The 21,127-nt window shown below is 35.7% G+C and carries 11 protein-coding genes and 1 pseudogene; 7 read left to right on the top strand and 5 right to left on the bottom strand.

From position 1 onward, the window contains the following. Positions 1 to 195 precede the first annotated feature (195 nt). The 4 genes from ACIQ1E_RS06355 to argS form a co-directional block, all read right to left on the bottom strand. Positions 196 to 819: a Crp/Fnr family transcriptional regulator gene (locus ACIQ1E_RS06355; RefSeq protein WP_396169743.1), complete on the bottom strand. Its 624-nt coding sequence runs from the start codon at positions 817 to 819 to the stop codon at positions 196 to 198. Between the two features lie 27 nt (positions 820 to 846). After that, positions 847 to 1,884 carry a cytochrome d ubiquinol oxidase subunit II gene (gene cydB / locus ACIQ1E_RS06350; protein WP_396169742.1) on the bottom strand — a complete coding sequence of 346 codons (1,038 nt, stop codon included), beginning with the start codon at positions 1,882 to 1,884 and terminating at the stop codon, positions 847 to 849. Positions 1,885 to 1,895: 11 nt separating this feature from the next. Continuing rightward, positions 1,896 to 3,245, bottom strand: a complete 1,350-nt coding sequence (locus ACIQ1E_RS06345; protein ID WP_396169740.1) for a cytochrome ubiquinol oxidase subunit I — start codon at positions 3,243 to 3,245, stop codon at positions 1,896 to 1,898. Positions 3,246 to 3,468: 223 nt separating this feature from the next. Continuing rightward, positions 3,469 to 5,277, bottom strand: a complete 1,809-nt coding sequence (argS, locus tag ACIQ1E_RS06340; protein ID WP_396169738.1) for an arginine--tRNA ligase — start codon at positions 5,275 to 5,277, stop codon at positions 3,469 to 3,471. Between the two features lie 228 nt (positions 5,278 to 5,505). Between argS and ACIQ1E_RS06335 the strand changes: the two genes are divergently transcribed. Further along, a complete protein-coding gene (locus ACIQ1E_RS06335) occupies positions 5,506 to 9,753 on the top strand; it encodes a choice-of-anchor L domain-containing protein (RefSeq protein WP_396169736.1) in 4,248 nt (1,415 codons plus the stop codon). A 253-nt stretch (positions 9,754 to 10,006) separates the two neighbouring features. Here ACIQ1E_RS06335 and ACIQ1E_RS06330 read toward each other — a convergent pair whose 3' ends face one another. Further along, on the bottom strand, positions 10,007 to 11,014 hold the full coding sequence (locus tag ACIQ1E_RS06330) for a 3-oxoacyl-ACP synthase III family protein (protein WP_396169734.1): 1,008 nt from the start codon (positions 11,012 to 11,014) through the stop codon (positions 10,007 to 10,009). 203 nt (positions 11,015 to 11,217) lie between these two features. On the opposite strand from ACIQ1E_RS06330, the gene ACIQ1E_RS06325 reads away from it, so the two are divergent. The 6 genes and pseudogenes from ACIQ1E_RS06325 to ACIQ1E_RS06300 all read left to right on the top strand — a co-directional run bounded on the left by ACIQ1E_RS06325 (position 11,218) and on the right by ACIQ1E_RS06300 (position 20,879). Then, a complete protein-coding gene (locus ACIQ1E_RS06325) occupies positions 11,218 to 12,171 on the top strand; it encodes a T9SS C-terminal target domain-containing protein (RefSeq protein WP_396169732.1) in 954 nt (317 codons plus the stop codon). Positions 12,172 to 13,186: 1,015 nt separating this feature from the next. After that, positions 13,187 to 15,127: pseudogene (locus ACIQ1E_RS06320) on the top strand (DUF4914 family protein). Between the two features lie 933 nt (positions 15,128 to 16,060). Next, positions 16,061 to 17,911 (top strand): CocE/NonD family hydrolase, encoded by a 1,851-nt coding sequence (locus ACIQ1E_RS06315; protein ID WP_396169731.1) that lies wholly within the window; start codon positions 16,061 to 16,063, stop codon positions 17,909 to 17,911. 97 nt (positions 17,912 to 18,008) lie between these two features. Further along, positions 18,009 to 19,871: an ABC-F family ATP-binding cassette domain-containing protein gene (locus ACIQ1E_RS06310; RefSeq protein WP_396169729.1), complete on the top strand. Its 1,863-nt coding sequence runs from the start codon at positions 18,009 to 18,011 to the stop codon at positions 19,869 to 19,871. Between the two features lie 349 nt (positions 19,872 to 20,220). Further along, complete coding sequence (locus tag ACIQ1E_RS06305; RefSeq protein WP_396169727.1) at positions 20,221 to 20,469, top strand: DUF6364 family protein; 249 nt, start codon at positions 20,221 to 20,223, stop codon at positions 20,467 to 20,469. After that, on the top strand, positions 20,466 to 20,879 hold the full coding sequence (locus ACIQ1E_RS06300; protein WP_396169726.1) for a type II toxin-antitoxin system VapC family toxin: 414 nt from the start codon (positions 20,466 to 20,468) through the stop codon (positions 20,877 to 20,879). The genes ACIQ1E_RS06305 and ACIQ1E_RS06300 overlap by 4 nt, the downstream gene beginning before the upstream one ends. Positions 20,880 to 21,127: the final 248 nt, after the last annotated feature.

Raw genomic sequence — 21,127 nt, 5'->3', positions numbered from 1 at the left:
GATACAATAGAAGGTCAAATATGGGGACAATCTTCGATGTGTTAATGAAAAAGATGGTGAAATTTGAATAAATATCAATAAAATCAATAGATAACAAGGGTGCTCTAAGCGCCTATACCTATAAAGTTATTTGAGTTTATAATTATTTAACGGTGTAAAAATATAAACTCTACAAATGGGATGAAGTGACCTAAGTCACATAGCGATGATTTTAATTCCTTGACTCGTTTGAATTATCTTTTTTTCGGATTCCAATTTTTTCAAAACTCTTGTAATCACTTCCCTAGAAGTCCCCAATTCTAATGCAATATCCTTGTGCAAGGCGGTAATAATGGTAGTATTATTGACCGAGGCTTTTTCTTTTAAATAAGCGAATAATCGAAAGTCCAATTTATCGAAAAGCACATGATTTAAAGTATCGATCAAATCGAAATACCTAAAATTGAATTGATTAAAATACATGACACTAAATTCAGGATACTTATTGAGCCAATCTGTTACCTTATTATACGGCATCAATAAAACTGTAGTATCTTCTTCAACTCGAGCAGAAATTTTACTTGGCTCTTGTTTTTGACTGATAATAAAGGATAAAACACAGCTTTCGGAAGGCTTTAAGTAGTACAACAAAAATTCCTTTTCGTTATAGGTAGTAAAAACCTTGATCAAACCAGTTAACACAATAGGCACAGAGGTCAAGTATTGCCCTTCTCTTATAATCTCAGTTCCTTTTAAAACTTCTTTTACAATGGAAGATTGTTCAATTTCATTGAGCAATTCTGGAGAAAGTTTATCGATAATTTTTAGTCCTTCAATCATAACCAATGTTGTTAAAGACAAAACCAATTAATAACTTGATTCGTCTAATTGTACTTTCCCATTGAAAGTCTTGTATAAAAATAGAAAATAAAAAGCAAGTAATGGCGCCCCAATCAAGACAATAGTAAGCATAATTCCCAAAGATTTCTGAGAAGAAGCAGCATTATATATTGTTATGCTGTACTTAGGATCAATAGTAGAAATTAACAAAGTGGGATACAGCTGAAAGGCCACTAACATTAACAAAAATGCCATGGTCAGTGATGAAAAAACCAATGCTTGAAAATATTTCTTTTTGGAGACCAATCGAGGCACATTGGCAACAGCTAGAAAAGACAAAACAGGCAAAACAAAAAACAAAGGATTTTCTTTAAATTTATCTGTAACTCCAGGTATAAAAATCAATGTATACAAAGAAGTAATAGAAAAACTGGTAATAAAGAATATCATTCCTTTTTTTAATAAAAAAGTCAATCGCGCATGCAATCTGCCCTCGGTTTTTAGCAATAAAAAAATACCGCCTTGGGTCATAAAAATAGACAAAGTAGTGCATCCGGTCATTAGCGCATAAGGACTTAAAAAGGATAAAAATATGCCTCCACGGTAACTATAATTTGCTCCTATTTCAAAACCTTGTATCACATTTCCTAAAACTACTCCTAACAAAAATGCAATTGAGATATTTGAAACGGAATAAATAATATCCCAAGTTTTTCGCCACCACAACATTTTTTCAGCACTCCGAAACTTAATGGCTGAAGAACGTAAAACTAGCATCATTAAAAAGAGCATAAATGGAATATACATTGCCGACAACATAGTAGCATACATTACTGGAAATCCAGCAAACAAAGCTCCTCCGCCAATAATAAGCCACACTTGGTTGGCATCCCAAATGGGGCCAATCGCATTGATAGCGATACGTCGGCTTTCATCTTTTCGAAAAAATAAATGCCAAGCACCAGCACCATAATCAAATCCTTCTAAAATTGCGTAACCAGAGAATAACAATCCAACTACTAAATACCAAAGTGTAGGGTAATCTATTCCTAAAAAAGTTTCCATAATCCCTAGTATTAAATTGTTTCTAATTGATTTTGAACTTCTTCATCGTAAGGTCCATGTTTAATCTTCTTATTTAAGGAATACAAAAACAAAGCAAACAAAAGTGAATAAACAACTAAAAATAGAATCAATGAAAACACAATTTGATTTGACGACACTTCCTGCGAAAACCCTTGGCTAGTTCTTAAATGTCCGTAAACAATCCACGGCTGTCTCCCCATTTCTGCGGCGAACCAACCCGCTTGATTTGCAATTTGAGGTAATATAACAGACCACGAAAATATCCACATAAGCCATTTCGTATCGAACAGTCTTCCTCTCCACCATAAGAAACAAGCGTAAAATGTAAGAGCAATCAAAAACATTCCAATAGAAATCATAATGTGATAAAACTGAAATACCGCATTTACCTGACTCGGTCTGTCTTCTTTAGGAAAGGCATTCAATCCAGTTATGGGTTCCTTAAAATCTTGATGCACCAAAAAAGACAAACCTCCTGGCACCGCTAAACCATTTACTTCCTCAGTTTTATTATTTACCCAACCTACAAGGTACAAATCGGCCGGAGCGGATTTGGCATAATGTCCTTCCATAGCAGCCAACTTCGCGGGTTGATTGACAGCAACTCCATCGGCGGAACTATGTCCAGAAAGCAATTGCGTAAATGAAACCGCTGTGGCAACAATCAAGGCAATTTTGAATGCTTTTTTTGAAATTTCTACAAATAATCCTTTGCGAATATAATATGCGTGAACACTCAAAACCATAAATGCGCCCGCCAAAAAAGCACCTTGCCATACGTGAATAATGCGATCTACACTTGAGGGATTGAAAACCATAGCCCAAAAATCGGTTACTTCGGCTCTTGCCAACAATCCCTCGCCAACAATATGATAACCCGCAGGCGTTTGCTGCCAGCTGTTGGCAACAACAATCCAAACGGCCGAAAACATCGAGCCGAAAAAGACTCCAATTGTTGAAATAAAATGGACTCGAGGGGAAACTCTATTCCACCCGAAAATTAATATTCCCAAAAAAGTACTTTCTAAACCGAACGCAAATAAACCTTCGGCAGCTAAAGCACTTCCGAATATATCACCTACGTATCTAGAATAAACTGCCCAATTCGTACCAAACTCAAATTCCATTATGATACCGGTAGCGACCCCAATTCCGAAGGTTACTGCAAAAATCTTTAACCAAAACTTAGTTAAAATTTCATATTGCTTGGAACCGGTTTTCAAATATAGTCCTTCCATTATGACCATAATCAAACCTATCCCGATACTCAGAGGTGGATAGATGTAATGGAAAGCGATAGTAAAGGCAAACTGAATTCTTGCTAATATTTCAACGTCCATAATTTAGTATTAAAATTGTAAAAAACATATCAGCCTAATTACCTCAAAGATGAGATAGAGGCCACTGATTAATTGGAGAAAATACAAATAAATTTAAGTAAAATTACAGCATTAATACCAGTACTATAATACCGTTAAGAGTAATTTAGTACTTGTTTAAATGCTTAGTATGATTAAAAGTGATCAAAAAAAATTAATCATAAATCCAACAAGCAAAACTAAATTACATACGTTCTGGAACGTTTATACCTAGTAATTGAAAAGCCAAAGCGATCGTATCGGCCACTTTTTCAGAAAGCTGCACTCGGAATATTTTTTTATCTAAATCTTCCTCTCCCAATATCGAAACCGCTTGGTAGAAAGAATTGTATTCACGAACCAAATCATAAGTATAATTGGCAATCAAAGCGGGGCTGTGATTTTGTGCGGCATTTTGAATCACTTCGGGAAATAGTTCAAGCTGTTTGACCAATTCTTTTTCTTTTTCGTGCAATACTTTTATCGCACTTGGCGTCATAAAATCGAAATTGGCTTTGCGGATAATCGACTGGATTCTGGCGTAGGTGTATTGAATAAACGAACCTGTATTCCCTGCAAAATCAACTGATTCTGCTGGGTCGAAAAGAATTCGTTTTTTAGGATCCACTTTTAAAATGTAATACTTCAAAGCCCCTAATCCAATAGTTTTATACAATTTAGCTTTCTCTTGATCAGAATAACCATCTAGTTTTCCTAAATCCTCGGCAATTTTCTGAGCAGTATCGGTCATTTCTTGCATTAAATCATCGGCATCGACCACAGTGCCTTCTCGTGATTTCATTTTTCCAGAAGGCAAATCTACCATCCCATAAGACAAATGATAAAGATTTGAAGACCAATCGAAGCCCAATTTTTTCAAAATTAAAAACAACACTTTGAAATGGTAATCTTGCTCATTTCCTACGGTATAAACCATTCCTCCAACATCTGGAAAATCCTTCACACGCTGAATCGCTGTTCCAATATCTTGTGTCATATAAACCGCAGTTCCATCAGAACGCAATACTATTTTTCTGTCTAAACCTTCGTCAGTCAAATCAATCCAAACCGAACCATCAGGATCTCTTTCGAAAATACCTTTTTCTAAACCTATTTGAACTACATCTTTCCCCAACAAATAGGTATTGCTTTCGTAATAATATTGATCGAAATCGACACCCAAATTCTTGTAGGTTGTCGCAAAACCATCATAAACCCACTGATTCATTTTTTTCCACAACGCAATTACTTCAGCATCGCCTGCCTCCCATTTTAGCAGCATTTCTTGGGCTTCTAAGATGATTGGCGCTTGTTTTTTGGCCTCATCTTCGGTTTTTCCTTCGGCAATTAATTGATTGATTTCTTCTTTAAACGCTTTGTCAAAAGCCACATAAAAATTCCCAACCAATTTGTCTCCTTTTAATCCGGTTGATTCTGGAGTTTCGCTATTGCCAAATTTTTTCCAAGCCAACATCGACTTGCAAATATGAATACCTCGATCGTTGATGATTTGCGTTTTATATACTTTTTTACCTGAAGCTTTTAGAATTTCCGCAACAGAATAACCCAAAAGATTATTTCGAACGTGACCTAAATGCAGCGGTTTATTGGTGTTTGGCGAAGAATATTCGACCATTATTGCTTTTTCTTCTGGGCTGGACGTAACAAAACCAAATTTCTCGTCTGTTCGAATTTCATTGAAAAAATTCAAATAATATTCATCAGAGATTACAATATTCAAAAAGCCGGAAACGACGTTAAAACGACTTACTTCGGCAACATTTTCGGTTAAATAGTTTCCAATTTTAGTACCTAATTCTACAGGATTAGCTGCGCTCCGTTCGGCTGCACCTCGGGTTTCTTTGATGACTTTCAATAACGGAAAGATCACCATCGTGATATCACCTTCAAATTCCTTGCGTGTGGATTGAAACTCAATTTTATCGATTGTGATATCAAATAATGCAAATACTGCTTTTTCTATTGAGGGCGTAAGAATCTGTGATAAGGTCATTTTATATTGATTTTAAGGCTGCAAATATAAGGATTTCCGGCGGAAATTGTTGATAGTTTTTTCTGAAATAAATAGTGATAATTTCCGTTAGTACAGTTTAATACTAATGAAAGTGACCTAAATTAAGTGTTATAAAATAAAACTAAATCTAAATATTTTGTGTATTTTGTCGATGAAATTATATTTTATATCGATAATAATATATTTTTACCCAAAATGTCAAGCGTGATGAAAAAAAGTTTTCTGATTATACTTTCACTATTTTGGTTGGGGTGCTTTTCGCAAACCATAACTGTGGATACTGGTACTTATACAGTTCCGCAGCTGGTTACAGATGTTTTGGTTAATAAATCGTGCGTTTCTGTAAGTAACATTAGCTGGAGAACGGGAACCAATTTTGGTTCTTCGAATGGAATTGGCTATTTTGAAAACACCAATCCATCATTTCCTCTATCGAGTGGTGTGATTTTGAGTACGGGAAATGTTGCTAATGCTCCAGGACCCAATACAATGGATCTTAGTGACGGAAATGCCGCTTGGACTGGCGATGCTGATTTGGAAGCAACCTTATTAGCATCAGGAATCAGCGTGAATTCGACAAATGCCACCGTGTTGGAATTCGACTTTGTGCCGTTGTCGTCAAATTTTGACTTTCGATTTTTATTTGCTTCGGAAGAGTATGGTAATTTCCAATGTCAATTTTCAGATGCTTTTACCTTCCTGCTTACCAATACTGCAACTGGAGTGACTACAAATCTTGCTGTAGTTCCTGGCACGTCGACCCCCATATCGGTTACAACAATTAGAGATTTTATCTACAACTCCTCATGTCCTTCGGTCAACCCAGCCTATTTTGGAGCTTTCAATGGTGGTTCTGACGCTGCGACCTCTGCCACAAATTTTAACGGACAGACGGTAGTCATGAGTGCATCATCAAACAGTTTGATTCCAAATACAAACTATCACATCAAATTGGTGATTGCTGACAGACAAGACAGTCAATCGGATTCTGCAATATTTTTAGGAGCAAATAGTTTCAATGTTGGGCAGGATGTTTTAGGCTCAGATTTAACAATTGCAGCAAATACAGCCATTTGCTATAATGGTTCACACACACTTATCTCAGGATTAGATCCAACTATTTATTCGTTTGCTTGGACTTTAAATGGAAATCCCGTGGGAGGAAACACCCCTGACTTATTGATTAACCAACCGGGAACTTACGGACTTACATACACTGTAATTGCTACCTCCTGCCCTGTCACTACAGACTTTATCAATGTTGAATTCTATCCCCAAATTATAACTCCGGAACCCTTAAATCTGCTAAAATGTAATTCAGGACTGGCAAGTTATACTTATGATTTATCGATTAATACTCCAATAGTTAGCATTCCCGGAACACAAATAAGTTATCATTCATCAGTAGCAAATGCGACTTCAAATAGTAGTCCACTTCCAACGATCTTAACATTTCCAACCGCTCTCTTGCCTGCTTCAATTTGGGTTAGAATAGAAGACAGCTTTTCGAAATGCTTTATCACAAAATCGTTCCAATTGGGAATTACTCCACCTCCTGTAGCCAATACACCTAGTGACATTACTTTATGCGAAACTACACCAGGTACAACTACCGCTAATTTCAATATTGCTGCACAAACGCCTACTATTTTAGGAGGACAATCACCTGCAATTTATGATGTTTCCTATTATTCGAATGTTGGAGATGCTACTGCTGGACTCAATCCAATAAATGTTTCTACCTTATTTAATTCTGGTAGTACAACCCTTTATGCTAGAATCCAGACGACGACCGATCCCAATTGTTTCAGCACAACCAATTTTAGACTTGTAGTCATTCCGAGACCTGTTCTAGACCAAAGAATAAATCAATTTGTTTGTGGAAGTTATACTTTACCTCCTTTAGTAAACCCTGGTAACTACTATTCAGGTCCAAACCAAGGACTTCCAATGTTGAATGCGGGAGATGTAATCACAACAGACCAAATTGTTTATCTTTTTAATACTACATTAGGAACGCCAAGTTGTCCTATTGAAAGTAGTTTCAATGTGACCATAGTCGAACCTTTAGATGCTGACCCTACCGATTTAACAGTTTGCGACCAATATCAATTACCTACTACCCCTTTTGGCCTTCGCTTTTTTTCATTGCCGGGAGGTCCGAGTGGCGGCGGAACTGAATTCCCCGGAGGAACTACAATAAACACCGTTGGAACAACTACAATTTACACCTATTTTGAATCGACAGATATTACCAATCCTTGTATTTTAGAAGGACAATTTAACATCACTATTGATTTAACACCCATAATTGCTCCAATTGCCAATGTTTTTGAATGTAGTTCCTATAGTTTACCGCCATTGGCTGTGGGAAATTATTACACTTATGATCCTAGTACAGGAATTTATACTCCTGCTGTTTCACCAATAACAACGACAACAACACTCTATGTTTTTGCAACAAACAATTTATGTAGAACAACGGATACCGTCTTTACCGTTTATATAGGTAGTTTTGGTTTTACTGATATCATCGAATGCGTCTCATTTAGTTTATCGCCGGCACCCGTGGGAGAATATCGTGATGCTCCAAATGGAGGCGGAAACTTGGTGCTGCCTGGACTAATTTCGAGCACCATACAATTATTTACTTATGTACCAGGAGCAGCCTGCGCAACCGATTCCTTTACCATTACAATAAATGCACCATTTCTTACAACACCAACAAATGTCAATGCTTGCGATAGTTTCCTATTACCAACTCAAAGTGAAGGTGGCGATTATTATAGCTTAGCTGGAGGCCCATCAACGCCAGGAAATGTACAATTGATTCCAAATAGTACCATAACAACTACTCAAACAATATATGTTTATAAATCATCAACAATTGTTGCGGGCTGCTACAATGAAAAACCTTGGACCATTAGTGTCAGCAAAAAACCAAAAATTGACTCTCGAGCCAACGTAGACCAATGCAATTCGTATGTTTTAAGTCCGCTAAAAAACGGTGCTTATTTTGATGACCCAAATGGGGTGAATCCCATCCCCGCTGGAACGTTGATAAGCACTAACAATAGAATTTATATTTATGCAGCCAACCCAAGCGACCCAAGTTGTTTTAACGAAAACTTTTTTGATATTTCCATAAATGGAGTGGAAGCCGATCCAATTCCAACGCAATTAGCCTATTGTGACAGCTTTACTTTTCCGCCCTTGCCGACACCAAATAATTTTTATTATGATGCCCCTGGTGGTCCATTGGGTGGGGGGAATAGTATCCCGCCAGGAACAACTGTAACAGCAGCAACAGTGCTTCCAAATTACTATATTTACTACGAAACTGGAAACCGCTTGAATTGTAGTGACGAAAATCCGTTTAGCATTACCATAACCCCAAGACCCGCTGCAAATCCAGTAACCCCAATAGAAAATTGCGACACATTTGGCGCAAACGATGGAATTTTCCAATACGATTTGACCAGTCTATCCATCAGAAATCAAGTATTAAACGGTCAAACTCCCGATGCGAATTTCACGTTAACTTTTTATACTTCTTTGGCTGCTGCCAATGATATTAATGCAACTCCGATTTCAAACCCTGCTACTTATCAAAATGGCACTCCTTTTTCGGACAGCGTTTGGATTAGAGTGGCCAATAACACTTCGGCAGTAGCTTGTTTTGATGTTGTACAACTACAATTAATAATAAATCCATTTCCTGAACCAATATTATTTACGGAATATTTTATTTGCGAGGATTACCAAACAGGCACTTTACTAAATCCAGTGACATTAGATTCTGGAATATCAGGCTCCAACTATTTGTTTGAATGGACACTGAATGGAGCGCCCTACGGTGGCAACAGCTCATCCATTACAACAACACAAGTTGGTGATTATGTTGTAAAAGCAACTAATACTCTAACCTTGTGCTCTAAAACTGCTTCTGCTAAAGTGCTTAAATATGCACCTTATTTAGAGGTAACCTACAGCGATGCTTTTGATAATCCAACTTTTATAACTGTAAATGTATTGGGTGCTGGATCTGGAAATTACGAATATCAATTGGACGATTTTTCTTTTCAAGACAGCAATATCTTTAACAATGTTAGGCCAGGGGAGCACACGATTACTGTTAGAGATAAAAACGGTCACTGTGATCCTGCACCGATAAAAGCGGTAATAATTAATTATCCAAAATACTTTACTCCAAACGGAGATGGTTATAACGAAACTTGGAATATTAAACATTTAGTACTGACCAACCCAAATGTGCCAATATACATTTTTGATCGATATGGAAAATTCCTGAAACAAATAAGTCCTTCGGGCGAAGGTTGGAACGGGACATTCAACGGACAACCCCTTCCTTCGGACGATTATTGGTTTACAGTTGATTATGAAGAAAAAGGAAGCTCAAAAGTATTCAAATCACATTTTACGTTGAAGAGGTAAGAAAGTTGGCAGGTAGCAGGTAGCAAGCAAAAAAAAACGAAAACTCCTTATTAAATCAAGAGGTTTTCGTTTTTTTATCCATAGCTGTTTAACATTCTTAATCTGAAATCTGAAATCTGAAATCTGAAATCTGAAATCTGAAATCTGAAATCTGAAATCTGAAATCTGAAATCTGAAATCTGAAATCTGAAATCTGAAATCTGAAATCTGACCCGAGCGACAGCGAACAGGCGCAGCAAATCTAAAATCTAATCTACCATCTAATAATGGCACTTCCCCAAGTAAATCCGCTACCAAAAGCAGCCAAAACCACCAAATCTCCCGACTTAATTTTTCCTTGTTCCCAAGCTTCGGTCAAGGCAATCGGAATCGAAGCCGCGGTCGTGTTTCCGTATTTTTGAATATTATTGAAAACTTGATGATCTTCTAATTGGAATTTCTTTTGAATGAATTGAGCAATTCTCAAATTGGCTTGATGTGGAATCAACATATTGATATCTGAAACCTGCAAATGATTTGCTTCCAAGCCTTCGTTGATGACTTCAGCGAACCTCGACACTGCATTTTTGAAGACAAATTGTCCATTCATATAAGGGAAATAACTCTCGTCATTAGGATCATTTTCTGTCAAAATATCGGTTATCCAACGACCTCCCATTCCCGGGGCTTTCACATACAATTCTTCGGCGTGTTGCCCTTCTGAATGTAAATGTGTGGATAAAATTCCTTTTGTCACATCCTCTTCCCTAGTCATAACCGCAGCTCCCGCACCATCGCCAAAAATCACCGAAACACTGCGACCTCGATCGGTCATATCCAATCCTGTCGATTGCACTTCGGACCCAATGACCAAAATATTTTGATACATTCCGGTTTTAATATACTGATCTGCAATAGAAACAGCATAGACAAAACCCGAACATTGATTCCTAATGTCTAATGCTCCAACAGTATTTAATCCTAAATCCCTTTGAACCAAAACACCAGGTCCAGGGAAATAATAATCAGGACTCAAAGTGGCAAAAATGACAAAGTCGATATCTTCTAAAGCTACGCCGGAACGTTCTATGGCAATTCTTGCTGCTTTAACACCCATCGAGGTTGTTGTCTCCGTACCCGGAACGATATGTCTTCGTTCTTGAATTCCTGTTCGCTCCTGAATCCACTCGTCATTCGTGTCCATTATTTTAGACAAATCATCATTGGTCACTATATTTTCAGGGACAAAATATCCTAAACCTGCTATTTTTGAATGATACATAAAACGTTGTTTTAATAAAATTAGGCTATCAATTTTAAAAATACTCTAAAATCTAGTACAATATAACAATTATTTTGAAAGTGCCAATATTTTTTTTTGATTTTTCGAAAATCCGACCTCGCAAATTGGATTTGACATTTATAAACAAAAAACATTCAGTTAATAATCTTACTTTTGACTTGTTGCTCCTTATTTAATACTAAATGAAAAAGTTAATTGTTGCTTTCGTCTTGATTTATACTACAAGTTATAGCCAAATTCCGGGTTGTACAGATTCGCTTGCCAAAAATTTCAATAGCCAAGCTACTACAAATGACGGCAGCTGCTTGTACGATTCGTCGAAGATAAAACCAGAAACTACACTACAACTCAGAGATTCTTTGGTTGAAACCTCGGGACTCATCGCCTTCGACAATTTATTATGGACGCACAATGATGATACCGACACCATCCTATATGGAATTGATTCTAATGGTATAATTCAAAAGAAAATCCAACTAGAAAATGTAAAAAACAACGATTGGGAAGAGATTTCACAAGATAGTACTCATATTTATATTGGCGATTTTGGCAATAATCTTCGAGGGAATCGAACGGACTTGCATATACTGAGAATCGATAAACAATCTTTTTTAGCCAATAAACCTGTCATTGACAGTATCTCTTTTTCTTATTCGAATCAACTAGATTTTGCACCTAAAGATGGAAATACGACCGATTTTGACTGTGAAGCATTTGTCGTTAGCCGAGATAGCGTATACCTATTCACCAAACAATGGACTCAAACTCAAACGAGCATTTACGTTTTACCAAAGTTCCCAGGAAAACACACCGCTCAACTTAAAGAAACTGTCAACGTAAAAGGGTTGGTTACTGGTGCAACCTTATTCAATTCTAATAATTCGATTGTTCTTTGCGGCTACACTAGAACTGGTCAGCCGTTTTTATACCTTATGCACGAGTACCAAAACTACAATTTTTCCATTGGGAATAAACGAAGAATCGATATCGGATTACCATTTCATCAAATAGAAGGAATCACAACTTCCGACGGAAAAATTTTCTATCTTACCAATGAATCCTTCACTAGAAAACCAATAATCAATAATCCACAACAGCTGCATACTATAGATTTAAGTCCGTTTTTGAAACTTTAAGATCGTAACAAGCAGTTATTATCAGACAGATCTACGTTTCGCAACTCCTTTTGAAGCATTTTTGAAACGAAATTACCTAATAATTATACAAATGAAAATTATCGCAATAAATAGAATTATTACTATTATTTAGCGAAAAAAAACACCAAATAGTGTATAACTTTTTGGAGGAAACCTAATATAACTATCGAGGTTTTTAATTATTATTAGAGCCTTATTGGCAGATATGTAGCGAAAGTGCACCTATAATCAAGATCATAATATGTATTAACAAGCACTTGATCTTCTATTAATTCTCCAAAATTTGCAAAAAAAAGTGTTCTTATATAGTTTCGAAAACGATATAATCACAAAAACCCTTACCCAACATGGGCCATAAAAGCAACTAAAAATATTCTTTTTTACCACCTATACAGCTCTATAACAGCTATTTACAATTAGCCGGAATGCCGTTTTGAGTACACTAAAAAAGGTATACTTTTAAACTTTAGACTAGTATTTACATAATAAATCACAATAATTTCAATCAATTTATTAAATTAATAATTGAACGTCAATAAATTGTAATATTCTCTTTATTATTAATAATTCGTACGATAAATTCAAACATAGCAGCAAAAAACACACAATTATGCATTAACTTTACGATAAGAATTTAATATAATTCGTACATAGATTTTCTAAGTTTTTATAGATGGAAGTAGGGGCATAGATTATAAATTTATGGCAAATGGAACAACAATACAAATTAAAGTTATTGCCTACTCCTGGCGATGAACTATAAATACTGCTTGAATAGTTTCTGCTGCTGAATTTCAGAAATCAGTTTGGTTTTGCTACAATAATTACTTTTGGCGATCAACATATTCATAAGCAATGAATTTTAGTAACGTAATTACGCAATTTTTTATTTGTCTAATTTCGTTCAAAAGCATTAAAATAAATTAAGGAAATAAACATAGTAATTTCCATTAGTAGATAACAATAGTATAATTTAAATCATTAATAATCAAATATGAGTAATTTAGTAACAATTTTAAATGAAAAAAATATTGTCCTATCGGATAATATTGCTAATCTTTTGGCTGAATGTAAGAGTTACACCGTTTTTAATACGAGTGAAGAGCTTGAAGTTGCTGCAACAAACGGTAAAGAAAATCAGCAGTATGAGGTGTCATACGATGTGCCTGGAAAAGGCAATTATGTAGAGGTAGTTGTACATCGCGTTAAAAATGGTATTTCAGCAAATTACACCGAAGCCTACATGCGAAGACGAGATCCAAACACTATGGTTATTGCAGATAACAATCCGACGGACAAAAAGCGCTTCATTGATAAGTATGGATATGAATTTTCTAGTTTGCAAACAGAAACTTTCGATTAGCTCAAGAAACAGGATTTGGCTGTATTCTTTTACTTTGCCGGGCGGGAAAATATTGGTTCGTTGGGAATAGCTATTGCACCAGCAAATGCAGCATTCTTCGCTTTAGGTTTATCAATGCTTCAGGAAATGGTTGCAGTCAAAGACTTGAAGATCGACGCAAAACTGCAATCTGTGATATTTGTGGATCCAGTATTTAGACATACTCATTTTGATGGAAAGCAAGTAGTAGTTCATAACCGATTAGAATCAATTCATGAATTGTATTCTTACAATTTATATCCTGGGCCAAGCGCCAAAAAAGGTCTTTATGGAGTAATGCTTAATCATGCAGAGAAAGAAGATTGGATAATTGCACATTGTTCTTCAGTTCAATCAATAAGCCCATACGACAACTTAACCACATTTATGCATGAAGGTGCCAGCGGTGGTGGAAAAAGCGAAATGCACCAGCATATTTTAAGAGAAACCGACGGACGAGTGCTACTAGGGCATAATTTGGTAACATCAGAAGACAGATTCATTACAATTCCTCGCTTTTGTACATTTAATCCAGTAGCAGATGATATGGCTTTTTGCCATCCCGCACTTCAGAAATCAGACGGAAAACTGCGAATTGTCGACGCTGAAAATGCTTGGTTTGTTCGTGTGGATAGCGTAAAAAAATATGGTGACGATCCAACCTTGGAAAAAAACACTATAAATCCCTCTGCTCCACTATTATTTTTAAATGTTGAAACGACTCCTGGCTCTACAGCGCTTATTTGGGATCACATACAAGACGAACCAGGAAAATCATGCCCTAACCCACGAGTTATCATTCCTAGAAAAACAATCCCTAACGTGGTGACTAAACCAGTTCAAGTGGACATCAGGAGCTTTGGTATCCGTACACCTGTGTGTTCTAAAGAAAGTCCGTCCTATGGAATTATTGGGTTGTTTCATGTATTACCACCAGCGTTGGCTTGGTTATGGCGATTAGTTGCTCCCCGAGGTCATAACAATCCAAGTATTGTGAGTTCAGGAGGTATGGAGAGCGAAGGAGTAGGCTCCTATTGGCCATTTGCAACAGGAAAAAGAGTACCTCACGCAAATATGATGCTTAAACAAATAATTGACACACCACGCACAACTTTTACATTGGTTCCCAACCAAAATATTGGTTCATGGCAGGTCGGATTTAAGCCTCAACTACTAATGAGAGAATACCTTACAAGAAGAGGTGGTGCAAGACTAAAAACAGAACAATTACAAGCTTCTAGATGCCCACTATTAGGTTATGAGTTAAACTACCTTACACTTGAAGGTTCAAAAATACCATCAAGGTTTTTAAAAGTGTACAATCAGCCCGAAGTAGGATTTGAAGGTTACGATGCTGGAGCACAAATACTACAAGACTTCTTCAAAAGCGAATTACAGAAATACTTAAAAGATGATTTACTACATACAGGTAAAAAAATTATAGATGCTTGTTTATCTAACGCAACGATTGAAGAGTATAACAGTATCATTCCTATGAGTTATGGATATGAATATACCTTTGATAGAATAGATTATTATGAAGATCATAATTAAGCTTTAATAGCTTAAAGTTGAACAACCTACAAAAAATGTCGGTTTATCAAGTCTTGAAAGCCAAAAAAATAAAGTAGAAATTTTCAGAGCTTCCAAAGTCAAGACCCTGAAAGAGCCAAATCAAATTTGGAAAAGGAAAGCTTAGGAACGCAATTGGTTTTTTTATTAAAATTTGTTAAACCGATATAAATAGCTTTCAAAAGCTATGTACATCGGTAGATTAGAAATAAATTTCATTAAAAAAATAAAAAAGGATTTAAAAGCCCACTAAAAATTCCATATTTTTTTTTACCAGCTTTTCTAGGATAATATAAAACGCTTATAACAGGATTCTAAATTCCTTTGTAAGCGTTTGTTTTTTTTTGTAATTGTTTTCTTTGTTCCTGCATTAGAAAGTCGGTTTTTAAATCATAGCGGTTCATTTAGCTAGATGGATTTTAGAATACATTTCAAATCAAATTAGTCTCCATCTTATCTCCATCTTTATGTTCTAGATCGATATAGTCTTGCCATTGCCTTACCATTATTATAGATTCATAAAAAACACATTAAAAAGTAATTAGATGTGTTTAGTTACCTAATTCACAGAGCGATTTAAAAGAAGAATAAATTTAAACTGCCAATAAATGGAATTATGAAAACTCAAAAAAGTTTTGTGTCAAGTTAATATCTCTTTTTTTTTATATTTAAAAAAGGAACTCGACCGATTTAAATTCAAAGCTTTTGTCTCCAGTCGAGACAGCCCATATTTATCTGCTAATCACCAACAACTGCATTCGGTTGATTTGAGTTCTTATTTGAAGCAATGATTTTAGTCTAAAGGAATTACAATTATTCAAAATAAATAACTTGGCGATAAATAATTAGTTATTATTACTCCTTAAAATTAAAATTGAGTATCTTCGAAATTCAAAAAAAAAAAAAAAAACAGATATGAAAAGGACAATTACAACCATTTTACTTTTGTTATCAGTATCTCTTTTTGCTCAAGAAGATACTAAGACCATTTATGACAAAAAAGAAGTTTACATTGAGATGCGGGACGGAACGAAATTATTCACCGCAATTTATACTCCAAAAGATATTTCGAAAGACAATAAATATCCCATTTTAATGCAAAGAACTTGTTACAGTATTGCACCTTATGGCGATGAAATTTTCAAAAAATCACTAGGTCCAAATGTTTTCTTGTTAAAAGACAAGTATATATTTGTTTACCAAGACGTTAGAGGTAGGTATATGAGTGAAGGCGTTTTTACAAACATGACACCACAAGTAGCTCACAAGACAAACAAAGATATTGATGAAAGCACCGATACATACGACACCATAGATTGGTTAATTAAAAATATTAAAAACAATAACGGAAAAGTGGGGCAATATGGCACTTCTTATCCTGGATTTTATACTGCAGCTGGAGTTCTGGCGAATCATCCCGCTTTAGTTGCTTCATCGCCACAAGCTCCAATTTCTGATTTCTTTTTTGATGATTTTCATCACAATGGAGCCTTTTTAATGAGATATTTCAAAATTTTTCCTGTTTTTGGAGTTCAAAAAACTAAAGCTGAAAATAAAGAGTGGTATTCAGATCAAGGGATTAAAACTACATCGAAAGACGGTTCGATTTTTTACAATGAAATGGGTACGCTAAAAGAAGGTGTTGATAAATATTATAAAAATAACTTTTTCATGCAAGAAATGGTTAGCCATCCTAGTTATGATGAATTTTGGCAATCTCGAAATTTACTACCTCATTTAAAAGGAATAAATCATGCTGTTATGACTGTTGGAGGTTGGTTTGATGCTGAAGACTTAGCCGGTCCTCTCAATATTTATAAAACTATTGAAAAGAACAATCCGAAAGCAAAAAACACCATTGTTATGGGACCATTTTCACATGGTGGTTGGTCTAGAGATTCGGGAAAACACTTTCATAACGACATTTATTTTGGAGATAGCATAGCAACGTTTTATCAAAAAAATATTGAATACAAATTCTTCAATCATTATTTAAAAGAAAAATCAAAAGATGCTGCGGCTCTTCCGGAAGCTTACATGTTTGATACTGGTAAAAAAGAATGGCATGAATTTGCGAGTTGGCCACCAAAAGAAAGTTCAAAACTCAATTTCTATTTCAATTCCAATGGTAAGTTAGCGTCTGAAAAATCTGCAAACGGTGCCTATACGGAGTATTACAGCGACGCAAACAAACCCGTGCCCTTTAGCATTAATTATGCCGAATACAATGGCTCCACGCCACGAAATTATATGAGTGAAGACCAACGATTTGCGCTGAGCAGACCAGATGTAGTAAGTTTTACAACTGACTATTTAACGGATGACATTACGCTAGCAGGTGAAATTATGGCAAAACTAAAAATAGCGACAACAGCAACGGATGCCGATTTTATTGTAAAACTAATCGATATTTATCCTGCCGATGAACCGCAAAATAAGGATAAACCAAATGTGCTGTATGCTAATTATCATCAAATGGTCAGAAGTGAAGTAATGCCGGCTCGTTTTAGAAACAGTTTCGAAAAACCAGAACCACTGACACCAAATAAAACTACCGCAGTGAATTTTAGATTGCAAGATGTTTTACACACTTTTAAAAAAGGACATAAAATTCAGATACAAATTCAGAGTACGTGGTATCCGTTAATTGCTGTTAATCCTCAAAATTTTCTAGAAAATCCGTATCTAGCTAAAAAGGAAGATTACACCAAAGCATTCATTAAAATCTTCGATGAGAGCCATTTAGAAGTAGAAATAATAAAATAAGCAAAAGAAAGCTGTCAGAAATGGCAGCTTTTTATTTGACATTAAAATAGTGTATCATCCCTTACAATAAACTATTTTTGCATTTCTAAATAAAATTATGAATTACTTATCAGTCGAAAATATATCGAAATCCTACGGAGAACGTACGCTTTTCAAAGACATATCTTTTGGAATCAACAAAGACCAAAAAATTGCTTTTATAGCCAAAAACGGTTCTGGAAAAACTACCATTATGAACATTATCAATGGTTTTGATGAACCTGATACTGGACAGGTTGTGCTTCGCAAAAGCATTCGAATGGCATTTTTGTCACAAGACAATAAATTACAAGACGAATTGACTATAGAAGAAAGTATTTTCGCTTCGGATAACGAAAGTTTAAAGGTGATTGAAGCGTACGAAAAAGCATTGGAAAACCCCGAAGATGAGGAAGCTTACCAAAAAGCATTTGATGGAATGGACCAGCACAATGCTTGGGATTTCGAAACCCAGTTCAAGCAAATTTTATTCAAATTGAAGCTGGAAGATTTCAAACTGAAAGTAAAAAACCTTTCGGGTGGTCAGAAAAAACGTTTGTCGCTCGCCATCATTTTGATAAATCGTCCCGATTTATTAATTCTAGATGAACCGACGAATCACTTGGATTTGGAGATGATCGAATGGCTGGAAAGTTATTTTGCCAAAGAAAATATCACCCTGTTTATGGTGACACACGACCGTTTCTTTTTGGAACGTGTTTGTAATGAAATCATCGAATTGGATAACGGAAAAATATACCAATACAAAGGAAATTATTCCTATTATTTAGAGAAAAAAGAAGAACGAATCGCTTCCGAAAATTCGAGTGTGGACAAAGCCCAAAACCTGTTCACCAAAGAATTGGAATGGATGCGCCGCCAACCGAAAGCGAGAACTACCAAATCGAAATCGCGTCAGGATGATTTTTATGTGATTAAAGAAAAAGCGCAAAGCCGTCGTCGCGAAAACAAAGTCGAACTCGAGATCAATATGGAGCGAATGGGTAGCAAGATTATCGAGCTGCATAAGATTTCCAAAAAGTTCAAAGATCACGTGATTTTGGATAATTTCAGTTTCGATTTTCAACGCGGAGAACGCATTGGCATCATCGGAAAAAACGGAACGGGTAAATCGACTTTCCTGAATTTGCTAACTGGAACAATCCCATTAGACTCTGGAAAAGTAGTCGTTGGCGAAACCATCAAAATTGGCTATTACACCCAAAGCGGAATCAACCCAAAACCGGGACAACGCGTGATTGATGTCATCAAGGAATATGGTGAATTTATTCCGTTGACGAAAGGCAGACTGATTTCAGCTTCGCAATTGTTGGAGCGCTTCCTTTTTGACTCCAAAAAACAATACGATTATGTCGAAAAACTGAGCGGTGGCGAATTGAAAAGACTCTATTTATGTACCGTTTTGATTCAGAATCCGAACTTCCTGATTCTGGATGAGCCTACGAATGATTTGGATATTGTAACCTTGAATGTCTTGGAAAGTTTCTTGTTGGATTATCCAGGTTGTTTACTCGTAGTTTCGCACGACCGTTATTTTATGGACAAAATCGTGGATCAATTATTTGTTTTTAGAGGGCAAGGCGAAATTGAAACTTTCCCCGGCAACTACTCCGATTTTAGATCTTACGAAGACAGCGCCGATGTAGCTCAAAAAGAAGACAACAAAGCCGAAAAGAAAGACTGGAAACAAAACAATCCAACAGGAAATTTGACTTTTAACGAGCAAAAAGAATACCAGAAAATCGAGCGAGAAATCAAGGATTTGGAAATCGAAAAAGCCAAAATCGAACAATTATTTTCCGAAGGAAAAGTTGTCGATGCCGATATTGAGAAGAAAGCCAAAGAACTCGAAAAAATCATTTCTAAAATTGAAGAAAAAGAAGAACGCTGGTTTGAGCTTTCTGCGAAAATAGAAGGATAAAAAGCCTAGTATTTGTCATCCGAGGAACGAGACCCAAGCAAAAGCGAACAGGCGAAGCAAATCTCATTAGTTGCTCTCATTATGTGATTTATCCTTCGTCGAAAAGACAAAATATACATGTTATTAATGTACAGCCCCAACACTTTTAGCGGTAAAGCTATAAATGTTGGGGTTGTTTTTTAAATAGAATCCTTTAAATAATTTGTAAGAAAAAATTAATATATTTGAATACTATAAAGTCTGATTGACGTCAGACCTATAAATTAGTTGGCAGAAATCGCAAAAAAATCGAAATATACATTTATTACGTCCAAAATTTATATATTTGTACGTATAAACATTTTACGTTATGAATACTAAACTCACATTAAAGCTTGACCAAGAGATAATTGAAAAAGCTAAACATTATGCGTCTGAAAAAAAATTAAGCTTATCTCGAATTATAGAAAATTACCTTAATTCTTTGACTTCAGATAAAACAAATAATGACATACAAATTTCGCCGTTCGTAAAAAGTCTTTCTTCAGGAATTAAAATTCCAGCTGATTATGATTATAAAAAAGATCGTGCTGATTATTTAGAACAAAAACACAAATGAGCAGGATATTTTTAGATACCAACGTAATATTAGATTTGTTGGGAGAAAGAGTTCCTTTTTTTGATTCAATTGCTAAGGTTGCTACCTTGGCTGACCAAAAAAAGCTTACTCTAATTGTCTCACCTCTTTCATTCACGACAATAGATTACGTTTTAAATAAATATGAAACATCAGAATCTGTTTTGAATAAACTTCGAAAGTTTAAAATAATCTGTGAAGTTTGTGAGGTCAATGAAGAAACAATCGATAAAGCGCTGAATTCGAGTTTTAAAGATTTTGAAGATGCTGTTCAATATTTTTCTGCTTTACAATCTAACTGCTCAATGATTATAACCAGAAACGGAAAAGACTTTAAGAGCTCTACAATTCCAATTATGACAGCTGAGGAATATTTAAGTAGCATTTTATAAAGCAACTACCGCCAACAGCAAGAGTTTCGTTGCGGCTCCAAGCCGAACAATGAACCCTGTGTTGAACGGAACCGGAGTACCTGCCGTCAACTATGGAGTTATCGTAAAATATTTAGAGAGTCCCGATAGCAATCGGGAGTAAGAGGATTTAGAGTCCTCTTTTTTTGGAGTAATTTCAGCTTGTTTTTCGGTGTTTTCCTTCGCTTGCGAGCATAAAATCCCTTACCCATAATTTAGTTTTTATAGGG

Source organism: Flavobacterium sp., assembly GCF_044348915.1.
In the GTDB taxonomy this organism is placed as follows: domain Bacteria; phylum Bacteroidota; class Bacteroidia; order Flavobacteriales; family Flavobacteriaceae; genus Flavobacterium.
Note: the sequence above shows the minus strand (reverse complement) of the source record. Positions and strands in the feature narration are given on the sequence as shown.